Annotated in this window: 21 protein-coding genes; 13 read left to right on the top strand and 8 right to left on the bottom strand. The window is 65.5% G+C overall.

Going from position 1 to position 19,836, the window contains the following annotated elements; translation table 11 throughout:
• Positions 1-145: 145 nt before the first annotated feature.
• Positions 146-613 carry a hypothetical protein gene (locus ABIC17_RS17220; RefSeq protein WP_354283907.1) on the bottom strand — a complete coding sequence of 156 codons (468 nt, stop codon included), beginning with the start codon at positions 611-613 and terminating at the stop codon, positions 146-148.
• On the bottom strand, positions 606-1,358 hold the full coding sequence (locus ABIC17_RS17215) for an HAD family hydrolase (RefSeq protein ID WP_354283905.1): 753 nt from the start codon (positions 1,356-1,358) through the stop codon (positions 606-608). Before ABIC17_RS17215 ends, ABIC17_RS17220 begins: the two co-directional genes overlap by 8 nt.
• 186 nt (positions 1,359-1,544) lie before the next feature.
• Here ABIC17_RS17215 and ABIC17_RS17210 point away from each other — a divergent pair, with 186 nt between their 5' ends.
• Genes ABIC17_RS17210 through ABIC17_RS17195 form a run of 4 tightly spaced genes read left to right on the top strand, consistent with a single transcriptional unit; the run spans position 1,545 to position 6,257 of the window.
• Positions 1,545-2,027, top strand: coding sequence for a MarR family winged helix-turn-helix transcriptional regulator (locus ABIC17_RS17210; protein ID WP_354283903.1), 483 nt, complete (start codon positions 1,545-1,547; stop codon positions 2,025-2,027).
• On the top strand, positions 2,024-3,457 hold the full coding sequence (locus tag ABIC17_RS17205) for an efflux transporter outer membrane subunit (RefSeq protein ID WP_354283901.1): 1,434 nt from the start codon (positions 2,024-2,026) through the stop codon (positions 3,455-3,457). Before ABIC17_RS17210 ends, ABIC17_RS17205 begins: the two co-directional genes overlap by 4 nt.
• Positions 3,454-4,719 (top strand): HlyD family secretion protein, encoded by a 1,266-nt coding sequence (locus ABIC17_RS17200; RefSeq protein ID WP_354283900.1) that lies wholly within the window; start codon positions 3,454-3,456, stop codon positions 4,717-4,719. Before ABIC17_RS17205 ends, ABIC17_RS17200 begins: the two co-directional genes overlap by 4 nt.
• Positions 4,716-6,257: a DHA2 family efflux MFS transporter permease subunit gene (locus tag ABIC17_RS17195; protein WP_354283898.1), complete on the top strand. Its 1,542-nt coding sequence runs from the start codon at positions 4,716-4,718 to the stop codon at positions 6,255-6,257. Before ABIC17_RS17200 ends, ABIC17_RS17195 begins: the two co-directional genes overlap by 4 nt.
• A gap of 16 nt (positions 6,258-6,273) precedes the next feature.
• Here the strand turns inward: ABIC17_RS17195 and ABIC17_RS17190 are convergent, their stop codons facing one another.
• The gene (locus tag ABIC17_RS17190; RefSeq protein WP_354283896.1) at positions 6,274-7,176 is read right to left on the bottom strand and encodes a LysR family transcriptional regulator; all 903 of its coding nucleotides are present in this window, start codon (positions 7,174-7,176) and stop codon (positions 6,274-6,276) included.
• A 108-nt stretch (positions 7,177-7,284) separates the two neighbouring features.
• On the opposite strand from ABIC17_RS17190, the gene ABIC17_RS17185 reads away from it, so the two are divergent.
• Positions 7,285-9,423, top strand: coding sequence for a malate synthase G (locus tag ABIC17_RS17185; RefSeq protein ID WP_354283894.1), 2,139 nt, complete (start codon positions 7,285-7,287; stop codon positions 9,421-9,423).
• A gap of 25 nt (positions 9,424-9,448) precedes the next feature.
• Here ABIC17_RS17185 and ABIC17_RS17180 read toward each other — a convergent pair whose 3' ends face one another.
• The 3 genes from ABIC17_RS17180 to ABIC17_RS17170 are packed head-to-tail and all read right to left on the bottom strand — an operon-like array spanning position 9,449 to position 10,754.
• The gene (locus ABIC17_RS17180) at positions 9,449-10,048 is read right to left on the bottom strand and encodes a septal ring lytic transglycosylase RlpA family protein (protein ID WP_354283892.1); all 600 of its coding nucleotides are present in this window, start codon (positions 10,046-10,048) and stop codon (positions 9,449-9,451) included.
• Between the two features lie 48 nt (positions 10,049-10,096).
• On the bottom strand, positions 10,097-10,408 hold the full coding sequence (locus tag ABIC17_RS17175; RefSeq protein WP_354283890.1) for a DUF3253 domain-containing protein: 312 nt from the start codon (positions 10,406-10,408) through the stop codon (positions 10,097-10,099).
• Positions 10,386-10,754 carry a cupin domain-containing protein gene (locus tag ABIC17_RS17170; protein WP_277967895.1) on the bottom strand — a complete coding sequence of 123 codons (369 nt, stop codon included), beginning with the start codon at positions 10,752-10,754 and terminating at the stop codon, positions 10,386-10,388. The genes ABIC17_RS17175 and ABIC17_RS17170 overlap by 23 nt, the downstream gene beginning before the upstream one ends.
• Before the next feature lie 112 nt (positions 10,755-10,866).
• Here ABIC17_RS17170 and ABIC17_RS17165 point away from each other — a divergent pair, with 112 nt between their 5' ends.
• The 4 genes from ABIC17_RS17165 (at position 10,867) to ABIC17_RS17150 (ending at position 13,785) form a co-directional block, all read left to right on the top strand.
• Complete coding sequence (locus ABIC17_RS17165) at positions 10,867-12,366, top strand: PAS domain S-box protein (protein WP_354283888.1); 1,500 nt, start codon at positions 10,867-10,869, stop codon at positions 12,364-12,366.
• Between the two features lie 153 nt (positions 12,367-12,519).
• Positions 12,520-12,777 (top strand): GlsB/YeaQ/YmgE family stress response membrane protein, encoded by a 258-nt coding sequence (locus tag ABIC17_RS17160; protein ID WP_354283886.1) that lies wholly within the window; start codon positions 12,520-12,522, stop codon positions 12,775-12,777.
• 58 nt (positions 12,778-12,835) lie between these two features.
• On the top strand, positions 12,836-13,447 hold the full coding sequence (locus ABIC17_RS17155; RefSeq protein WP_354283884.1) for a general stress protein: 612 nt from the start codon (positions 12,836-12,838) through the stop codon (positions 13,445-13,447).
• A 29-nt stretch (positions 13,448-13,476) separates the two neighbouring features.
• Complete coding sequence (locus ABIC17_RS17150) at positions 13,477-13,785, top strand: hypothetical protein (RefSeq protein ID WP_354283882.1); 309 nt, start codon at positions 13,477-13,479, stop codon at positions 13,783-13,785.
• 27 nt (positions 13,786-13,812) lie between these two features.
• Here the strand turns inward: ABIC17_RS17150 and glsA are convergent, their stop codons facing one another.
• On the bottom strand, positions 13,813-14,724 hold the full coding sequence (glsA, locus tag ABIC17_RS17145; protein ID WP_354283880.1) for a glutaminase A: 912 nt from the start codon (positions 14,722-14,724) through the stop codon (positions 13,813-13,815).
• 171 nt (positions 14,725-14,895) lie between these two features.
• Between glsA and ABIC17_RS17140 the strand changes: the two genes are divergently transcribed.
• The 3 genes from ABIC17_RS17140 (at position 14,896) to ABIC17_RS17130 (ending at position 17,722) form a co-directional block, all read left to right on the top strand.
• Positions 14,896-15,576 carry a nicotinamidase gene (locus ABIC17_RS17140; protein WP_354283878.1) on the top strand — a complete coding sequence of 227 codons (681 nt, stop codon included), beginning with the start codon at positions 14,896-14,898 and terminating at the stop codon, positions 15,574-15,576.
• A 190-nt stretch (positions 15,577-15,766) separates the two neighbouring features.
• A complete protein-coding gene (locus ABIC17_RS17135; RefSeq protein WP_354283876.1) occupies positions 15,767-17,416 on the top strand; it encodes a Na+/H+ antiporter in 1,650 nt (549 codons plus the stop codon).
• A 105-nt stretch (positions 17,417-17,521) separates the two neighbouring features.
• Positions 17,522-17,722: a hypothetical protein gene (locus tag ABIC17_RS17130; protein WP_354283874.1), complete on the top strand. Its 201-nt coding sequence runs from the start codon at positions 17,522-17,524 to the stop codon at positions 17,720-17,722.
• Positions 17,723-17,798: 76 nt separating this feature from the next.
• Here the strand turns inward: ABIC17_RS17130 and ABIC17_RS17125 are convergent, their stop codons facing one another.
• Positions 17,799-18,119: a hypothetical protein gene (locus ABIC17_RS17125; RefSeq protein ID WP_354283872.1), complete on the bottom strand. Its 321-nt coding sequence runs from the start codon at positions 18,117-18,119 to the stop codon at positions 17,799-17,801.
• Between the two features lie 588 nt (positions 18,120-18,707).
• Here ABIC17_RS17125 and ABIC17_RS17120 point away from each other — a divergent pair.
• Positions 18,708-19,391: an HPP family protein gene (locus ABIC17_RS17120; protein ID WP_354283871.1), complete on the top strand. Its 684-nt coding sequence runs from the start codon at positions 18,708-18,710 to the stop codon at positions 19,389-19,391.
• Positions 19,392-19,836 lie beyond the last annotated feature (445 nt).

Below are 19,836 nucleotides of genomic sequence, written 5' to 3'. Positions count from 1 at the left end.
CAAAAAGTTGAGCGTCCGAAGATCGTGGCTCCAATCCGAATGCCAACGGCGCACCGCTACTCACACTTCGTCGGATGTCTTCACGGACTGTTCTACTGCGACATTTCGTAGAACAGCCCGGAAGGCACGATCGTTTTTCGATCCATCAACCCGAGCCGGGATGTTCCGTTTCCGCCGCGTCTGCACCGTCCTTGCCCGTCGTCCCGGATGCTTCAGCCGCCGCGACCCCCGAAGTATCGATCACTTCGATCGGTCGCCCTGCGGCAACGGCGGAACGGGGATATTCGGATACATCCTGCTGATCGGGCCCGGTCGGCCCCGACTTTGCATCGGTGTCGCCCGTCGTGTCGTCCCGGTCACCACGCGTGGTCGCATTGTCGGTTTCCGATCCCTCGGTCCCCGCTTGCCCGCCACCGTGATAGCCGATGTCGGTCTGGCCGCCGTGTCCGAAGAAGCCGCCGACGCTGCTGTCGCCATCCTTGCCGGTATGGGGGTTCTGATAGCTGCCGCCGCCGCTGTCGCCACCCTCGCCCCGGCCCGGTGCGTTCACGCCATCGGGTTTGCCCTTGTCCTGCTCGTTCCCGCTGACGGGGGTTGGCACTGTGTCAGTCATATCGATCTCCTGGAACGTCTTCTCTGAGGGGTGCGGGCTCGGCATCGGTCTCGACCGCTGCGATGATCGGTGACGCTTCCAAGTCGGCAAGCAACGCGGCGACATCGTCGTACAAGGCCACCGCCCCCGCCGCGCGCAGCACATCGTCCGGGAACTTGCCCGACCGCACCGCGATCGTCGCGATCCCGTTCTTGCGGGCGGCTTCGACGTCGTACGGCGTATCGCCCACCACGATGACCTCGCTCGCCGTGACTGTTTCCCCCTTCTCACCCAGCGTCTTGCCCAATTTCTCGAGCGCGACCGCGAAGATGTCGGGGGCAGGCTTGCTATTCTCGACATCGTCCGACGTGGTCGACGTCGCAACCATATCGCGTACATCGAGCAGATCGAGATAGTGTTCGAGGTCTTCGCCCGATGCCGACGACGCGAGCACGACCTTGATCCCCCCGTCGTGGACCCGGGCCAGCAAATCGCGCGCGCCGGCGAAGGACTTCACCTGATCGATGTAACGATCCTTGAACGCGGTCCCGTGCGCCTTCCCGAGCGCTTCCTGCTCGGCTTCATCCTTGTCCGGAAGCAAGGTGGGGATCAGCATGTCCGTCCCCTTCCCGATCTGATCGTGAACGGTCTGGTCGTCGAATGCGGCACCGATGTCGCGAAACACATCCTGCCATGCCGCCACATGCAGGTCGTTGCTGTCGACGAGTGTCCCGTCGATGTCGAATAAGACCGCTTTTACTGCCATCAGATACCCTTGCTGCCGCCCGCCAAGCGAACCGTGAACCTTCTCAACGCGTCGATCCCGTGACCGATCCCCCGCGCGCGCGTGGGCACCATGGTCTGCGCCAAGGGAACGTACGATTGCACGGCGCGCACTTGCACAAATGTTGCTGCAATGTATCTGCCCCTGCAGCTAATGAGGTGGAAGATAATGGCGGTGTTCAACGTCGAGGATTGCGCCGCCAGCCGCGCACCCGGACGGATGTTGCGGCGGCTCGACAAGATCATGTCGGCCTATGTGGAGTCCCGGATCAACGGCGGCGAGCTGTCCTACCAGCAATGGGTCGCGCTCAAGGTCGTGCGCGACGGGTTGGTCGCGACCGCGGGCGACCTCGCACGTGAGCTGGGGATTACCACGGGTGCGACGACGCGGCTGATCGATGTGCTCGAAACCCGCAAGCTGCTTGCGCGCGATCGCAGCGGTGAGGATCGCCGGGTGGTTGGGCTGCGCACGACCGACCTCGGCAGCGCAACCGTCGAGAAACTCAAGGGCGACGTCGTCAGCGCATGGAACGAAGTGATGGCACCCTTTTCGCAAACCGAGGCCAACGCGTTCGTCGAAATGCTCGCGCGGATCCTCGCCGAGGCCGAGCGCGTCGCCGGAATCCCGCCGATCGTGGAGAACGACCAGTGACCCGTTCGATCGGACTGGCCGCGCTCGCCGCGGTGCTGCTGTCATCCTGCGCCGCCGTGCCGCACGATGCCCCGCAAGTCGCACAGGTCCAGCCCGCCACGCTCGGGCTGTCACCCGTGTCCGCGCCGATCGCGCAGGATTGGTGGACCACGTTCAACGATCCGCAGCTCGATCGGCTGGTGGCCATGGGCCTGGCCGACAATCCGTCGCTCGATCGCGCGCTGGCGCGGGTGCGGATGGCGCAGGCGACGCTCGGCATCCGGCGTGGCGACCAGTTGCCGCAGGTGACGCTTGACGGCCAGTCGATCTACCAGCGCTTTCCCGACCGCTCGCTCTACCCGCCGCCCTATGCAGGCAACGCCTATCCGGTTTCGACCGTACAGGCGAACCTTAGCTGGAACCTCGATCTGTTCGGTCGCCAACGTGCACTCGTCGCGGGCGCGCGGGCCGACGTCGCTGCGGCGGCGCTGGATGCGGCGGCGGCACGGCTGACGGTGTCGACCTCGATCGCGCAGGCCTATGTCGGCTTGGCGCGCGCAGACCAGTTGATCTGCGTCGCCGACAGCTTTGTCGCGACCCGGCGGCAGGCGCTGGGCTTCATCAATTCGCGGATCCGCAACAAGCTCGCCAGCCAGTTCGAACTGCGCCAGGGCGAAACCCTGCTGGCGGAGGCAGAGCAGGCACAAACCCGCGCACTGGCGCAGCGCGAGTTGCTCGTCCACGCGCTTGCCGCACTGGTCGGGCGCGGCGCGGACTTCTACCCACAGATCACCAACCCCAGGCTCGCCTTCGATGCGCCGCCAGTCGTGCCCGACATGCTGCCCGCCGATCTGCTCGGGCGTCGTCCCGATCTGCTCGCTGGCCAGGCGCGGATCGATTCGGCGGCAGCGGGACGCCGCGTGGCGCGCGCGGACTTCCTGCCCAACGTCAATATCCAGGCGCTTGCGGGGTTTGCAGCACTCGGTCTCGGCAGCTTCTTCGATCTCGGCGCGCGGACTTACGGCGCTGGCCCGGCGATCCACGTCCCGATTTTCGAGGGCGGCAAGCTCAAGGCGCAATATCAGGGCGCAACCGCCGCGCTCGACGAGGCGGTCGCTGCCTATGACGATGCGGTGCTCGGCGCGGTGCGCGATTCGGCCGACGCGCTGACGCAAGTCCGCGCGTCCGATCAGGATGCCGCCGCGCAACGCCGCGTCGTCGCTGGCCTGCGTGAGACGGTGCGGCTCGATCAGGTGCGCGTCTCGACCGGCCTCGGGTCGCAGCTCGACAGTATCGACGCGGGCTTCCGTCTGCTTGAGGCCGAACAGGCGCTCGTCGGGCTCCAGACCGACGCGCTGACGCGCCGTATCCAGCTCATTGCCGCGCTCGGCGGCGGTTTCGATCCATCTTCGCCGCCTCGCGCGGCGGCTTTTGCGGACAAGGATTCATGAACGACCAGACCCCCACCGACTGGAAGCGCACGGCGGAACGCGCGGAGCGTATCGATCCGGTCGTCGGCCCCGAGCCCGTCGCCGCCGAACCGTCGCCGCCCGAAGCGCCTCCGATCGATCATGCTGGCCGCCGCCGTACGCGGACCCGGCGGATCGCCTTCGGGCTGCTGGGTCTGGTCGTGCTGATCGGGCTAATCCTCTACGGCATCAGCGTCTTCACCGCGCCGCCGACCGAGGAAACCGACGATGCCTATGTCGCGGGCAACGTCGTCTCGGTCACCGCGCGCGACGGCGGGACCGTGCTCGCGCTCCACGCCGACAACACCCAGTCGGTCAAGCGCGGCCAGCCGCTGATCGACCTCGACCCGGCAACGGTCGGCGTGCAGATGGATGCCGCGCAAGCCGCGCTCGGTCGCGCGGTCCGCGCGGTGCGCTCGACCCATGCACAGGTCGACGAAGCCGGCGCGGAGATCGCCCAGGCACAGGCCGAGCTGTCGCGCACGCAGAACGATTACGGCCGCCGTCAGGGCGCCGCGCGCGATGGCGCGATTTCGGGCGAGGAACTGTCGCACGCCGCCGACGCGGTCACGTCCGCCCGCGCCGCACTCGCGCTCGCGCGCGCCAAGCAAGCCCAGGCCGCAAGCACGGTCGCGGGCACCGACATCGCCAACAACCCGCAGGTCCTCGCGGCGATCGCCGACGTCCGCCGCGCCGCGATCGACAGCAGCCACATGAAGATCGTCGCGCCGGTCGCCGGCATCGTCGCGCAGCGCACCGTCCAGCTCGGGCAGCGCGTCGCGGCGGGCACGCCTTTGATGGCGGTCGTCCCGCTCGACAGCCTGTGGATCGACGCCAATTTCCGTGAAACGCAACTCCAGCATCTCCGCGTCGGCCAGCCCGTGACGATCACGGCGGACGTGTACGGCAAGGCCGTCACCTTCCACGGCAAGGTGCTCGGGCTCGGCGCGGGGAGCGGCAACGCCTTCTCGCTGCTGCCGCCGCAGAACGCCTCGGGCAACTGGATCAAGATCGTCCAGCGCGTCCCCGTGCGGATCGCGCTCGATCCCGCCGAACTGCGCGCGCATCCCTTGCGGATCGGGCTGTCGGTCAACGCGGTGGTCGCGACGAGCAACCTGTCCGGCCCGATGGTCGCGGGCAGCACCGCCCCCGCCGGCGGCACGCAACAGAGCCTCGACGGTGGCCCCGAAGTCGATGCGATGGTCCGCCGCATCATCGCCCAAAACCTCGGGCGCGATCGGTGAGCGCCCCCGCCGGTGCGGGCGCAGCCCCGCTGCGCGGCGCGACGCTGGCGATCACCTCGCTCGCGCTCGCGCTGGGGACCTTCATGCAGGTGCTCGACGGGACGATCGCCAACGTCTCGCTCCCGACGATCGCGGGCAACCTCGGCGTCTCGACCGATAACGGCACGTGGGTGATCACCTCCTTCGCGGTCGCCAATGGCGTGACCGTCCCGCTGACCGGCTGGCTGATGCAGCGCTTCGGCGTGGTGCGGACCTTTACCGTGTCGGTCATCCTGTTCACGATCGCGTCGCTGCTCTGCGGCCTCGCCTGGGACCTGTCGTCGCTGATTGGCTTCCGCATCCTGCAGGGCGCGGTGTCGGGGCCGATGATCCCGGGCAGCCAGGCGCTGCTCATTTCGATCTTCCCCGCTCATAAACGCGGCACCGCGCTCAGCATCTGGTCGATGACCACCCTCACCGCGCCGGTGCTGGGGCCGGTGCTCGGCGGATACATCTCGGACAATTACCACTGGGGCTGGATCTTCCTGATCAACGTCCCCGTCGGGATCGCCTGCGCGTTCGTCTCGTGGCGTTCGCTCGCAAGCCGAGAGACGCCGACGCGCAAACTGCCGATCGATACGGTCGGGCTGATCCTGCTCGCCTTCTGGGTGTTCAGCCTCCAGACGATGCTCGATCTCGGCAAGGATCGCGACTGGTTCAACAACCCGTTGATCGTGATCCTGCTGGTCTGCGCGATTGTCGGGTTCATCGCATGGCTGATCTGGGAACTCACCGACGGCAATCCTGCGGTCGACCTCAGCCTGTTCCGCAGCCGCAACTTCGCGTTCGGAACGCTGGCGCTGTGCCTCGGCTATGCGCTGTTCTTCGCCAACAACCTGCTGCTGCCGTTGTGGCTGCAGGCGCAGATGGGGTACACCGCGACCTGGGCCGGGTTCGTCGCCGCACCGAGCGGGATCGTCGCGGTGATCGCGACGCCGTTCATCGGTCGGCTCAAGATCGATCCACGCTGGCTGACGACGATGGCGTTCCTCGCCTTCGCCGGGTCCTATTTCCTGCGATCGCAATACACGCCCGATGCGAGCTTCTGGACGCTGATGTTCCCGTTGCTGTTGCAGGGGTTGGCGATGAGCATGTTCTTCGTGCCCCTCGTCACCATCTCGTTCGACGGTATCCCGGGCGAGCGCGTGCCATCGGCGAGCGGTATCTCGAACTTCGCGCGGATCACCGCGGGCAGCTTCGCGGCGTCGATCATCACGACCTCATGGGATCGCCGCGAGGCGCTCCACCAGACCCGGCTGACCGAAGTCAGCACGCCCTATTCGCCAATCTACCGCCAGGCAGTCGAGCAACTCCAGGCGGCGGGCATGTCGCCAACACAGGCGGCGGGGTCGATCATGCGACAGATCGTCAACCAGTCGTATCTGCTGGCATCGGTCGAGCTGTTCTGGATCTGCGGATGGATGGCGGTGGTGATGGTCGGCGTGATCTGGCTGACGCGGCGTCCGGCCCCGAGCGACATCGTCGTGGCGGCGGACTGAACGGCCCCCGTCCGGTTTACGGACGGGGCCGCACCGCATCCCACGAGGCATCCGCCAGCGTCTCCTGAAGGAACGCCACCAGCGCGGTGATCGCCGGAGGAGTCGATGGCCCACGCGGATACACCGCATGCACCGCGAGATCGTCCGGCCCCTCCCATCCCGCCAGCACGGGCACCAGCGCACCGCTGGCAAGCGCCTGCTCGACATCCCACAGCGAGCGCAGCGCGATCCCGACCCCGGTGATCGCCAGCTCGCGGATCACTTCGCTCGAATTGGTCCGCACATGGCTCTCGCCCTCGACGGTGAAGCGCCGCTTTCCCTTGACGAGCCGCCACGGCATTTGCCCGGCGGCGGCGAGCAGATGATGCTGCGCGAGCGCCTCGATCGTAGCGGGCGGGCCGTGTCGTTCGAGGTACAGCGGACTTGCGCACAACAGCCGGCGACTGCCGCCGAGCCGATGCGCGACGAGATTCGGCGGGATCGCCGTCGCGATCCGGATCGCGAGATCGTAGCGCCCCCCGTACAGGTCGACCATATCGTCGGACAGGTCGAGCTCGAGCCGGACCCGCGGATACTGCGCCAGAAAGGCGTGCAACTTGGGCGCCACGTGCAACCGCCCGAACGACGTGGGCGCAGACATCCGCACGGTCCCCGCAGGTTCCGACCGGGTCCCGATCAGGCGGCTTTCCGCATCGCGGACGGCCTGCAGGATCGCCGCGACGTCGCCGTGGAAACGCTCGCCGGCGTCAGTCAGCGCGAGCTTGCGGGTCGTGCGATGAAACAGCCGCACGCCCAGCCGCTCCTCCAGCCGTGCCAGCCGCTTCGAGACCATCGCAGGCGAAAAATGCATCGCGCGCGCCGCGGCGGACAGGCTTCCGCCCGCAACGATTGCATCGAAGACGTCGTAATCGGGGTCCATTCGTTCTTCTCATGAACAAGTGTTTCGACGTTTGATCGGCTGGCGCCGGAATTGGCAAGCGCCTATTCCTGTATCCACAACCCCGATCATGTCCGGAGGATCGTCCCGATGACACAGCCAGCAGATCCATCGCCCGCGAGCAGCCCCCACGGCGTCGACTATCAGCACCGCGCCGGCCTCCAGGTTGCGGCCCCCCTCGCCGCGTTCCTTGAAACCCGCGCCCTCCCCGGCAGCGGCCTCGCGCCCGAGGCTTTCTGGCAAGGGGTCGCCGACATCTTCGCACGCTTCGCCCCCGAGAATGCGCGCCTGCTCTCGGTACGTGATGCGTTGCAGGCAAAGCTCGACGCATGGCACACCGAGCATCAGGGCGCGGCGTTCGACGCGGGTGCGTATCGCACGTTCCTCCACGACATCGGCTATCTCGTCGACGCGCCGGAGCCGTTCACGATCGCGCCCGAGAATGTCGACCCCGAGGTCGCGCAACTCGCCGGCCCGCAGTTGGTCGTCCCGATCCTCAACGCGCGGTTCCTGCTCAACGCGGCCAATGCGCGCTGGGGCAGCCTGTACGATGCACTCTATGGCACCGACGCCCTGCCGGGCAGCGCCACCGGCAGCGGCTATGATCCCGTCCGCGGCGCGGCGGTGATCGAGTGGGCAAAGGCCTTCCTCGACCGTACTGTGCCGCTCGCCGACGGATCGTGGAGCGCGTGGACCGGGGACACGCCGGTGCTTGCCGATCCCGACCAACGCGTCGGACAGGTGGGCGACACGATCCTGCTGCGCCATAACGGGCTGCACATCGAACTGGTGATCGACCGCACGCATCCGATCGGTCGCGACGACCCCGCCGGGCTGGCAGACGTGGTGCTCGAATCCGCGCTCACCACGATCGCGGACCTCGAGGATTCGATCGCCGCGGTCGACGCCGAGGACAAGGTCGCGGCCTATGCCAACTGGCTCGACCTGATGCAGGGCACGCTGGAGGCGCGCTTCGACAAGAACGGGCGGACGATGACCCGGACGCTCGCGCCCGACCGGGAGTACGTGCGGACCGACGGGACGCCGCTCGTCCTGCCCGGGCGCAGCCTGATGTTCGTCCGCAACGTCGGGCATCTGATGACGACCCCAGCGGTGCTGTTGCCAGACGGCACGCAAGCCCCCGAAGGCATTCTCGATGCGATCGTCACGTCGCTGATCGGGGCGCACGACGTCAACGGCGCGCGGACCAACAGCCGCGCGGGATCGATCTATATCGTCAAGCCCAAGATGCACGGCCCGGAAGAGGCGGCGTTCACCAACCGCCTGTTCGACGCGGTCGAGGATCTGCTCGGCCTGCCGCGCCACACGGTCAAGGTCGGCGTGATGGACGAGGAACGCCGGACCAGCGCCAATCTCGCGGCGTGCATCGCGGCGGTGAAGGATCGCATCGTGTTCATCAACACCGGCTTCCTCGACCGGACCGGCGACGAGATGCACAGCGCGATGCGCGCAGGGCCAATGGTGCGCAAGGGCGAAATGAAGCGCGCCGCGTGGATCCAGGCGTATGAAGATCGCAACGTCCAGATCGGTCTGGCGAGCGGCTTTGCCGGGCGCGCGCAGATCGGCAAGGGCATGTGGGCCGCGCCCGACCGGATGCACGACATGCTGCGCGACAAGATCGTGCACCCACAAAGCGGCGCGACCACCGCCTGGGTCCCGAGCCCGACCGCGGCGACGCTCCACGCGACGCACTATCACGACGTCGACGTTGCGGCGCGGCAGTCGGCGCGGCGCGACGAAGGCATCGCGCCGCTCGAAACGCTGTTGTCGCTGCCGCTGGCGACCGGGCACAACTGGCATGCCGACGAGGTGCGCGAGGAGCTGGAGAATAATGCGCAGGGGATTCTCGGCTATGTCGTGCGCTGGGTCGATCAGGGGATCGGCTGTTCCAAAGTGCCCGACATCCACGACGTCGGGCTGATGGAGGACCGCGCGACGCTGCGGATCTCGTCGCAGCATATAGCGAACTGGCTGCTCCACGGCGTCGCCACGCCGGAGGATGCGGACGCCGCGCTGCGGCGGATGGCGGCGAAGGTGGATGCGCAGAATGCGGGTGATCCGCTGTATCGCCCGATGGCGGCGGACCCGGAGAACAATCTCGCCTTCCGGGCGGCGCGAGCGCTGGTGTTCGAGGGGCTGACCCAGCCCAACGGCTATACCGAACCGCTGCTCCACCGCTTCCGCGCCGAGGCAAAGGCGAGAGGATAGCCGACGCGCTCCCGATCCGTGCGGCTCAGAACCGCCGCGCGGATCGTCCGGTCAGCGACATCCCCGCCGCGGACAATTGGCTTTGCAACCTTCCCACGGCCTGATCCGATTCGCGCGGCAAATCGCGCGCAGGCTTCCCCTTGAGCAACCGGCGGCGGTCGGCCTCGCTCGGCTCGATCCGCCGTACGCGCACCGCGGCGTGCCCCCCCTGCCGGATGCCGAGTTCGTCCGCCGCACCCTGGGACAAATCGATGATGCGTGCCCCCGGCACGAACGGCCCGCGATCGTTGATCCGGACCACGATCCTGCGCCCGGTCGCGAGCGCGGTCACTTCGACATAGGTCGGCAACGGCAACGTCTTGTGTGCGGCGGTGATCCATTTCGGCCGGAACCGCTCGCCATTGGCGGTGCGGTTCCCGGACTCGCTCCCGTACCAGCTTGCGTAGCCTAGCATGTCGTAGGTCGGGTCCGCCGCCGGAACCAGCGTCACGCCGCGCACGACATAAGGTCTGCCGATCTTGACCAGCGCGTCGCTCGGCGGTCGGTAATTTCCGCCCGCGCAGGCGGACAGCGCGAGCAGCGTGGGGTCGATTGCGCCGCTCCGCAGGGTCGTACGACTGGACATGGCGGTCTTTTAGGCACGCTTGCCGATGGGCGGAAGGTCTTTCCGGGCTCAGTCCGGTCGACCGATCCGATATGGCCCGGCCCGTGTGGGCAGCGCCTGCCCCTTCCAGCTTAGCCGGATGACGCCTTCGTCCACCAATTGATCGACCGCGTCGTGCACCGTCGGCATTTCGCTTCGCCAGTCGCCGTCCGTTGCCACCGCGCGGGCCACCTCGCTCGGGCAAACCGTCGCTCCCGGAGCGCGCTTGGCCAGAAGCGCCAGTGTGGCGTCGCGTGCGGTCATGGCGGCGATCGTCTTTTGTAAAGTGCCCGGACGCACCGCGTCCGGGCAGGTTGGATCAATCCTCGGCAGCTTCGGCATCGGCCTTGGTCTTGTGCGCGACGCCGGGCTCCTCGGCGGGCGGCGAATAGACGGTGAACAGCTTGAGCGGCGCGTCGCCCTTGTTGATGATGTTGTGCAGCGCGCCCTTGGGGATGACGATCAGATGGTTGTCGCTGACCTTCTGGCGGCTGCCGTCGACCACCGTCTGCCCCTCGCCCGAGACGAAGAACGTCGTCTGGTCGGCGTCATGCGTTTCCTCGCCGATGTCATCGCCCGGTTCGATGTGCATCATCACGACCTGACAATTGTCGTCGATATACACTTCTTTCTGGAAGTAGGTGTTCGCCTCGACCAGCTTGATGATGTCCTTGTTGAATACAGCCACGACGTTTCTCCCAAATGAAGACCGTTAAGCGCTGGATCACCACTGCAAGTTCCACCGAAACACGCGATGATCGCGCGACGGCTCTTCTCGCCATGTACGGCGTTGTCCGCCGATGACCGTCAAGATCGACCCGCCCCATCCCGATACGCGCCCCGACCGCGCGCAACTCCACCGCATCGTAGAGGGGCTGAGCGACGGCGTCGTGCTGATCGAGCCAGACGGGGAAATCGTCTGGGCGAACGAAGCCGCGCTCGTCATGCACGGGTGCACCGCGCTGTCCGACTGGGGTGGGACGGTGAAGGGCTATCAGCAGGCGTTCGACCTGCGGCTGCGCGACGGCCAGCCGATGCCTAAGGCGGCCTATCCGATGGCCCGGCTGTGCCGTGGTGAATCGTTCGAGGACGTCGTCGTCGACGTGCGCAAGGCCGGACAGGAGGAGCCCGACTGGGTCCACCGCGCGCGCGGCTTCGTGCTGGACCGCGACGGCAAGCCCGACTGCCTCGTGCTCATCATCGGTGATGCGACCGAAGCCTATGAGGCGGGTGAACGGTTCGAGAGCATGTTCAACGCTAACCCCGCCCCGGCGTTGATCGTCCGCCTCGCCGACCTGCGCTACGTTCGGGTCAACGAAGGTTTTCTCGACCTGTCGGGATGGGAGCGCGACGCGATCGTCGGGCGGTCGGTGTACGAACTCGACATCCTCGCGCAGGCGGCGGACAGTGACAGTGCCAAGGCCCGGCTGACCGAGGGCCGGATCGTCCCGCAGATGGAGGCCGAACTCCCGCTCCCCAACGGCGACAGCAAGCTCGTCCTGCTCGCGGGGCACCCCGCCGAGATGCCCAACAACGAAGCGTGCATGATCTTCACCTTCGCCGATCTCGAGCCCCGCCGCCGCGCCGAGACCGCGCTGCGCCAGAGCGAAGAGCGGTTCGCCACCGCCTTCCGTTTCGCGCCGGTGCCGATGCTGCTGACCAGTCTCGACGGCCACCGCATCCTCAACGTCAATCACGCCTTCCTTGCGCTGACCGACTGGGGCCTCGAAAGCGTCGTTGGGCGCAAACCCGCCGAGATCGAGCTGTTTGAAACGTCTGCAACCCGGCGCGAAATCGAGAAAAAGGTGGCCGAAAGCGGGTCTTTTCGGGGTTATGAAGTGCAAATCAAGACACGAACCGGCTCGCTTGTGACGTGTCTGGCGTCGGCCGAGACGGTCACGATCAACGGGCAATACTGCATTCTCGCGGCGTTCCAGGACATAAGTGACCGTAAACGCACCGAACTCGACCTGATCGGCGCGATCGAGGGGGTGATGCAGGATTCGAGCTGGCTCAGCCAGAAAATCATGGACCGCCTCGCCGCCCTGCGCGGGCCAACCCCCCGGCCTGGCACGACAATCCGCTCGGTCGAGCTGACGCCCCGCGAACGCGAAGTGCTCGCGCTGATCACACGCGGCAAAAGCGACGACGCAATCGCCGACGCCCTCTCGCTCAAGCGCAATACCGTGCGCAACCACGTCGCGCGGCTCTACGCCAAGATCGGCGCGCACAGCCGTGCGGAGGCGATCATCTGGGCGCGCGACCGCGGCCATCAGCTGAGCTTCGAACCCGTCGATTGATCGCCCGCAAGCAAAACACCTAGGTGAAACTTTCTGCACCAGGAGGCGCGCGAGCACCAATGCAACGGGTGCCTGCGCATCTGTGGTGCATTGATCCTTAACCCTATTTTCCAATCATCCGGGCAGGTGCCCGATTTGAGAGGAGAACGTCACATGTCCATTCTTGCATGGATCCTGCTGGGCCTGGTCGCCGGTTTCATCGGCAGCAAGATCGTCAATCGCAACGGCGAGGGCCTGATCCTCGACATCATTCTGGGTGTCATCGGCGCGGTCGTCGGCGGCTTTCTGTTCAACCAGTTCGGTGCAGCAGGCGTCACCGGCCTCAACCTCTACAGCCTCCTGGTAGCCGTCGTCGGCGCGATCGTCGTGCTGGTGCTCTACCACATGGTGGTCCGCACCACTGTTCGCTGAACCGCCCTACCGCTTTCAAACCTACCGGTTGGGGCTCGGCCGGATACAGGAGCATATCATGACACAGACCATCACAGGCTTGTTCGACCGTTACGACGACGCCCGCCGCGCGGTGCAGGATCTCGAAGCCGCCGGAGTCGCACACCGCGACGTCAGCATCGTCGGCCATGACAAGCGCGGCACGACCGGCGACACGAACGACGTCGGCGAAGCAGCCGCAGAAGACGCCGGAATTGGTGCGGGCCTTGGTGCCACGGTCGGTGGTGTCGGTGGCTTGCTCGCAGGCATCGGTTTGCTGGCAATCCCCGGGATCGGCCCGGTCGTGGCAGCTGGCTGGCTCGCCGCAACCGCAGTCGGTGCCGCAGGTGGTGCAGCGATCGGCGCAGCGGCAGGCGGCCTGGTCGGCGCGCTAACCCATGCGGGCGTGCCCGAGCAGGATGCGCACGTCTATGCCGAGGGTGTCCGCCGTGGCGGAACGCTCGTCACCGCCAAGGTCGATGAACCGCTCGTCCAGACCGCCCGCAACATCCTCGGCGACGACACTTCGGTCGACGTCTCGGAGCGTCGCGATGCCTATCGGTCGCAGGGGTGGAATACGTTCGACGACACCGCCCCGGCCTATTCTGATGCCGACATGGCGACCGAGCGCGGCCGTTACACGCGCATCTGATTTCCCACTCTACTGAAAGGATGACGCATATGCGTATCTCGACCCCATTGCTGCTCGGCGTCGCGCTGTTGGCAACCCCGGCGATCGCGCAGAACGCGCCCGCCAAGGACAATCACGTCGTCAAGGACACGCACACAGTCAATGACGGTGGCGAACGACGCGGCGCGAATTCGTTCACGCAGAACCAGGCGCGCGAGCACATCGCCAAGTCCGGTTTCGCCAATGTCTCGGCGCTGTCGAAGGACGCGCACGGCGTCTGGCGCGGCACCGCGACCAAGGCGGGCCGAACGGTTCACGTCGGCCTCGACTTCAAGGGCAACGTGACGACGGCCAAGTAAGCCCGCGTATGTCGGGCCAGCGGTCGTCTAGGCGATCGCTGGCCCGAATACCGACCACCCCGTCCGGGTCGCGAGCATTTCCAGCGCGCGTACGCCGAGAATCGAATTCCCATGCTGGTCGAGGTTGGGCGACCATACCGCGATCGCGGCGCGCTCCGGCGCAATCGCCAGGATGCCGCCGCCGACACCGCTCTTGGACGGCAGTCCGACCCGCACCGCAAAGTCGCCCGACCCATCATAATGGCCACAGGTCATCATCAGCGCGAGCACCGTCCGCATCCGCCGCGCACGGTCCATCTCCGCATCGTCGCCCGGCTGTAGCCGCGTGTGCGTCAGGAACCGGCCGGCAAGCGCAAGACCCGAACAATCGACCGAGATGGCGCACTGCTTGCCGTAAGCGTCCATGATCTGGTCGAGATTGCTCTCGATATTCTCGTGATGCTTCATGAAGCTCAGCATCGCACGATTGAGGTCGCCGCCCTCGCGCAGGACCTCCTCGTCGAGCGTGACCTCCCGGCCTTCGACTTGCTCGCGGACGAAGTCGACCACCGCATCGCCGCGCTGCTCGGCGGCGACGATCATGTCGACGATGACCAGCGCGCCCGCGTTGATGAATGGGTTGCGCGGAATGCCGTGTGTCCGTTCCAGGTCGACCAGCGAATTGAACGGATCGCCCGACGGCTCGCGCCCGACCCGGTCGAACACCTTGTCCCCCAAGTGCCGCAGCGCGAGATCGAAGGCGAGCACCTTGGAGATGCTCTGGATCGGAAAGGCAACGTCGGCCGCGCCCGCCGTCAGGACGGTATCGGCGGTGGCGATCGCGATGCCGAAGCGCCCGGGCTTCGCATCCGGGTCCTTCGCCTCCGCCGACGCCTCGATTTCGGAAGCCTTGGTGTCGATCTCGTCGGCGATCTCGCGGATGATGGTCTGCAAATTCATGCCCCACCGAACGTATGGCTGCACGGATCGGGTCCACCGCTGCGATCCGCAAACATGGCCCGGGAATGCGTCGAATCCCTTGTGGCCTAGCCCGACCATATTCCCGTGATAAGAGCGGTATCGCAACAGGCTGCCTTCAGAAACCAGCTACAAACTCCGCGGGGCATCGCAATGGATATCGAGCAGCGTGTCATGGACGAGCCATTCTCCGGATCCGACGTGCTCATCATTGTCGATCCGCAAATCGACTTTTGTCCAGGCGGCAGGCTGCAGGTTCCGGAAGGCGACACCATCATGGCAGGGATCGCCGCGCTTGCACCGCGTTTCCAGCATATCGTCGTGACGCAGGACTGGCATCCTGCCGGACATCTGTCCTTCGCCAGCAGTCATCTCGACCGACAGCCGTTCGACGTGGTTGCCATGCCTTATGGTGACCAGGTCCTGTGGCCGGATCACTGCATTCAAGGAGCGCCCGGCGCGGAATTCCACCCGGATGTGCTGGGCGCAGTCGAACGCGCGCACCTCATCATCCGCAAAGGCTACAACCCCGAAGTGGACTCCTACTCCGCCTTTTTCGAGAATGACCAGACGACGAGGACGGGTCTCGCCGGTTACCTGCGGGACAAGCAGGTTCGACGGTGCGTGTTCGTCGGGTTGGCCTATGACTTTTGCGTGGCCTGGTCTGCCCTCGATGCGCGACGCGAAGGCTTCGAGGCGTGTATTCTCACGGAGTATACGCGAGCGATCGGAATGCCGGTGCACGGTGGCACTTCCGTTGATGTTGCAGAAGCGCAGTTCCGGGAGAGGAACGTCCGGCTCGTTTCATCGACGAACGCTCAGCATCGCTCGTGATTTCAACGGCTCCCCGCACAATGCTAATGCGCGGACGGCATCGAAGTGTATGGCTATATCCGTGTCGCCCGCGTGATTGAGCCGCCTCTCCTGCCTTCCCCGACGGCGTGGCGTGTTGGTTCTACCTTTCCGACGGAACCGTCGGCGCGCCGGAACCTTACGCATAGGGACTATCAGGAGCTGCTACGTTTTGGAAATTGTTACCCTTTGCCTCTTTCTGCTGCTGGCAGTCGTTGTCAGCGGCGTTGCTTCGCGCTTGTTGCCGTCTGCCTTGCCGCGGCCTCTGGTGCAGATTGCGCTCGGTGCGGTGATCGGTGCCGCCGCCACGCCGTCGGTTGAACTCGATCCTGAATTGTTTTTCCTGCTGCTCGTGCCGCCGCTGCTATTTCTGGATGGCTGGCGGATCCCCAAGGACGAGCTGTTCCGCGATGGACGCGCGGTTCTCGGCCTTGCGCTGGGTCTTGTCTTCCTGACGGTCCTCGGCCTCGGCCTCTTCATCAACTGGTTGATTCCGGCAATTCCCCTGGCGGTGTCGTTCGCGCTGGCTGCGGTCGTCTCCCCCACCGATCCGATTGCGGTCGCCGCAGTGGCGCAGAAGGTGTCGGTGCCGAAACGCATGATGCACATTCTGGAAGGCGAATCGCTTCTGAACGACGCATCCGGCCTTGTTTGCCTCCGTTTTGCGATCGCGGCTGCGCTGAGCGGCACGTTTTCGATCACGACGGCTGCCGCCACCTTTGCCTGGATGGCGCTGGCAGGGGTCGGCATCGGGGCCGCGGTGACGTGGCTTGCGGTTACGGGCAAGGCGCTGTTCGCCCGGCGCTTCGGCGACGATCAGGGATCGAGCATCCTCGTCAGCCTCCTGCTGCCGTTCGGAGCGTACCTTGCCGCGGAGCATTTTCACGCGTCCGGCGTCCTTGCCGCCGCCGCCGCCGGGATCACCATGACCTTTGCGGGCAGCGGTGCCGCGGTGGGTGCCTCGACCCGCATCCGCCAGCGCGCGGTCTGGGACATGCTGCAGTTTACGTTGAACGGGGTCATCTTCGTGCTGCTCGGTGAGCAATTGCCGATGCTCCTGACCGGCGCGCACGGCGCGATCGCCGCGACGGGGCATGACAGCCTCTGGTGGCTGGTGTTCTATGTCATCGGCATCGTCGCCGTCCTGGCCGCATTACGATTCAGCTGGGTATGGATCTCGCTCCGGTTCACACTGTTCCGCGCCCGCAAGCGCGGGGCAACCATGACGGGCAGCCCTCCGCGGCGCATCATCGCGGCGATGTCGGTTGCCGGCGCCCGTGGCGCGATTACCCTGGCGGCCGCGCTTACACTGCCACTGACGATGGCAAGCGGCGCACCCTTCCCGGCGCGCGACCTGGTCATCCTGCTTGCGTCGGGCGTGATCCTGACGTCGCTCCTGATCGCCGCGATCGGCTTGCCGCTGTTGCTGCGCGGGCTTCAACTCCCGGCGGACGAAGGTCTGGCGAGCGAACGCGATCGCGCGCGGATCGTCACGGCCAAGGCGGCGATTGCGGAGATCGAACGGGTCCAGCACGACCTTGCCGTCAACAGCGACGAGGCGGATCGATATACAGAAGTCGCTGCCCGCCTGATGACGCAATATCGCGAACGGATCGACAGCATCGACATGGATCACGAAAGCCGGGTCGAAGCGGATCGGGACCAGCAAATCGAGCGCGAACTTCGACTGGCCGCGATCCGCGCGGAGCGGCAATCGCTGTTCCGTCTGGCCGAACGTCGCGAAATCGGCATGACCCTCGCCGAGCAACTTGGCAGGGAACTGGACCTGACCGACGCGCGCCTGACGCGGTTCGCCGGATGACGCCGAGCATTCACCTATGCGTGAGCCCGACCAGACGTTTGCCGGCTAGTCGCGTCTACCGGCATCCTTGCACATCGATGTTCGTTGGTATCCGGTAAGGAGAGTATGATCATGGCGACCAGACCAGAAGACGAAGAACCAGGCTTCGAGACCGATGTCGACGAACTGCCCGCCGGTCCGGAAAAGGGACGTGAAGATACCCTCGAGGACAGTCATGCACCGAACAAGGACGAGAGCCAGGCTACCGAGATGGAACACGTGCAGGAGGAAGCCGCGGAAGAGCGTAAGGAAGGGGGCTACCAATAGCCCTTAGTTGGCCCCGTCCCCGGGTTCTCGTAGTGCGAACCCGGCGACGTGGCTGACGCTTGGGCCGATCAGCGTTTCAGTTGCCCTCAGCATCTACCGTAAAAACCATCGGCTTGCCCCGGGACATGGGTTCCCACCCGGCCTGTAAAGCCGCTCGTACACCACGCGTAACAGTAGGGTCATCGATCTGGAGCCGCCCCCGCTGGAGCCCCTTGAGGAGCCGTTTGGGCGCAGGAAACTCGAGCAATGCCGCACGTTGGCAATCGCGCTCGACGAGCGAAACCGTCATTCCTTTCCAACCCTCCGCGTCCGACCATTGCGGCTCCCGTTCGAGTTGCCAGTCATATACGGTGCCGTCGACCTCGATCGTTCCGCTGTTGCTTTTGATATTGGACATGACGGCGACCTAGCATGCCCACCGTCGCTTGCCACCCGTTCGAGGTCCGCCAAGGGTATGGGTACGGCTTATCCCCGGACCGGTCGTTGCCCGCCAGATCGCGCGGCGCGATACCGCGGCGGCTGAATAGATGGACATTCTTTTGAACTCACCCGTTCACGCTCGGATAGTGCTGCTTGGGAGCAGCGTCGGGCAGTGGACAGACCGAATGCAAAACCGTGTTGGATATCTGGTGGCTGGCGCGTTGGGCGTCGTGACACTCTGCTTTGCGGTTGCCGCCGGCTATTGGGAGAACCGCGCCCCGTCGCACGTGGCCTCCAAAGCCGTTGCAGGGGCACCGGTGTCGGATCACCAAAAGACCGAGAGACGCCGTGCCCGGATGGCAGAGGTGGCTGCCGCGGGAGCGACGACACAGTAAGGTGTCGATCTCGCAACAGGTCTGAAAGATACGCTTGCGCGGTAGCCGACGACAAGGAGTGCCTCGAAGCCGCGTATCGTGAGCCGGAAACATATCGGTGCTCATTTCAGCGTCGACGAGCACTGACCTGGTACGACGCCCTCCAAACGACTGCATTTGGACGAGAATGGATGCGACTGCGAATTTTCACCCCCCTTTTGGTGGGCGAGCGCCTACACGAACGGTTCGTCGGCTGTATTGGAGCGATCACGTGCATCGCGCTGACGATGGCAATTTGCGCGTACCTTTTTCCCGCGTCGGATATTCCCGCCATCGTCGCCCCACTGGGTGCGTCGGCGGTTCTTCTGTTTGCCGTCCCGGCTAGCCCGCTAGCCCAACCCTGGCCGGTCGTCGGCGGCAACGTGATCTCAGCGCTGGTCGGCGTAGCAGTGTTCCGCTTGATCCCGGACATGGTCGTCGCAGCCGGCACCGCAGTCGGAGCCGCAATTCTGGTCATGTCGCTACTTCGGTGCCTCCACCCGCCCGGCGGAGCCGCTGCGCTCACGGCAGTGATCGGCGGGTCGGGCATTCATGCGGCCGGATACGGTTTCGCGCTAGTGCCGGTCGGTCTGAATTCGGTTGCCCTGGTTCTGCTAGCTTGTCTTTTCCACCGCGCGACAGGGCGTTCTTACCCGCACCGTCCAGCCTTGACGCCAACCGCCATCGCGGCATCGGCGACGGCTGCCGGTTTCCATCCTGGCGACATCGATGCCGCTCTGGCGGACATGCACGAAAGCTTCGATATCAGCCGGGAAGATCTCGACGTTCTTCTCTCTAGGGCAGAATTGCATGCTCGCAAGCGCCATAACGGCTGAGGGTGGATTGTACGGTCCCTTACGGAATGACCGTAAATGAATGCCGGTGGACTATGCTTACGCACACTCCCCCATGATCAGAACCGCACTGGGGCACGCTCGGCAGGAGGGATAGTTGAGCCTCCTCCAGCCGTGATCTCATTGGCAAAGTCTTGTCGCGCTCAGCGCAGTTGCAACTGTCACGAGGAAAAGCTGGGTCGTTTTTCGCGGGGCATCGGATGCCGAAGAGTTGCGCAGCAAAGCTTCGGTGTTCCTGCCGCGCTTGATGAAAGAGTGATGATGTATCACCGGCACAAGCGTCGTGCGCAAGAACCTGTCCCAATGAACGTTGCCGATCTCACCGCCTTTGCCACAAACGACAACGCCGCCCGTGAGGGCGGCGTTTGTCGTTTAGCGTTTGGTTGCGGGGACAGGATTTGAACCTGTGACCTTCAGGTTATGAGCC

Origin of the sequence: Sphingomonas sp. PvP056, assembly GCF_040549155.1 — a bacterium.
GTDB lineage: Bacteria > Pseudomonadota > Alphaproteobacteria > Sphingomonadales > Sphingomonadaceae > Sphingomonas.
This window is presented reverse-complemented; position numbering and strand designations above follow the sequence as displayed.

What these genes read in the sequence shown, in the direction of transcription:
- ABIC17_RS17220 (WP_354283907.1), bottom strand. Translation starts at nt 613, where the DNA reads ATGACTGACACAGTGCCAACCCCCGTCAGCGGGAACGAGCAGGACAAG.
- ABIC17_RS17215 (WP_354283905.1), bottom strand. Translation starts at nt 1,358, where the DNA reads ATGGCAGTAAAAGCGGTCTTATTCGACATCGACGGGACACTCGTCGAC.
- ABIC17_RS17210 (WP_354283903.1), top strand. Translation starts at nt 1,545, where the DNA reads ATGGCGGTGTTCAACGTCGAGGATTGCGCCGCCAGCCGCGCACCCGGA.
- ABIC17_RS17200 (WP_354283900.1), top strand. Translation starts at nt 3,454, where the DNA reads ATGAACGACCAGACCCCCACCGACTGGAAGCGCACGGCGGAACGCGCG.
- ABIC17_RS17190 (WP_354283896.1), bottom strand. Translation starts at nt 7,176, where the DNA reads ATGGACCCCGATTACGACGTCTTCGATGCAATCGTTGCGGGCGGAAGC.
- ABIC17_RS17185 (WP_354283894.1), top strand. Translation starts at nt 7,285, where the DNA reads ATGACACAGCCAGCAGATCCATCGCCCGCGAGCAGCCCCCACGGCGTC.
- ABIC17_RS17180 (WP_354283892.1), bottom strand. Translation starts at nt 10,048, where the DNA reads ATGTCCAGTCGTACGACCCTGCGGAGCGGCGCAATCGACCCCACGCTG.
- ABIC17_RS17175 (WP_354283890.1), bottom strand. Translation starts at nt 10,408, where the DNA reads ATGCCGAAGCTGCCGAGGATTGATCCAACCTGCCCGGACGCGGTGCGT.
- ABIC17_RS17165 (WP_354283888.1), top strand. Translation starts at nt 10,867, where the DNA reads ATGACCGTCAAGATCGACCCGCCCCATCCCGATACGCGCCCCGACCGC.
- ABIC17_RS17160 (WP_354283886.1), top strand. Translation starts at nt 12,520, where the DNA reads ATGTCCATTCTTGCATGGATCCTGCTGGGCCTGGTCGCCGGTTTCATC.
- ABIC17_RS17155 (WP_354283884.1), top strand. Translation starts at nt 12,836, where the DNA reads ATGACACAGACCATCACAGGCTTGTTCGACCGTTACGACGACGCCCGC.
- ABIC17_RS17150 (WP_354283882.1), top strand. Translation starts at nt 13,477, where the DNA reads ATGCGTATCTCGACCCCATTGCTGCTCGGCGTCGCGCTGTTGGCAACC.
- glsA (WP_354283880.1), bottom strand. Translation starts at nt 14,724, where the DNA reads ATGAATTTGCAGACCATCATCCGCGAGATCGCCGACGAGATCGACACC.
- ABIC17_RS17140 (WP_354283878.1), top strand. Translation starts at nt 14,896, where the DNA reads ATGGATATCGAGCAGCGTGTCATGGACGAGCCATTCTCCGGATCCGAC.
- ABIC17_RS17130 (WP_354283874.1), top strand. Translation starts at nt 17,522, where the DNA reads ATGATCATGGCGACCAGACCAGAAGACGAAGAACCAGGCTTCGAGACC.
- ABIC17_RS17125 (WP_354283872.1), bottom strand. Translation starts at nt 18,119, where the DNA reads ATGTCCAATATCAAAAGCAACAGCGGAACGATCGAGGTCGACGGCACC.
- ABIC17_RS17120 (WP_354283871.1), top strand. Translation starts at nt 18,708, where the DNA reads ATGCGACTGCGAATTTTCACCCCCCTTTTGGTGGGCGAGCGCCTACAC.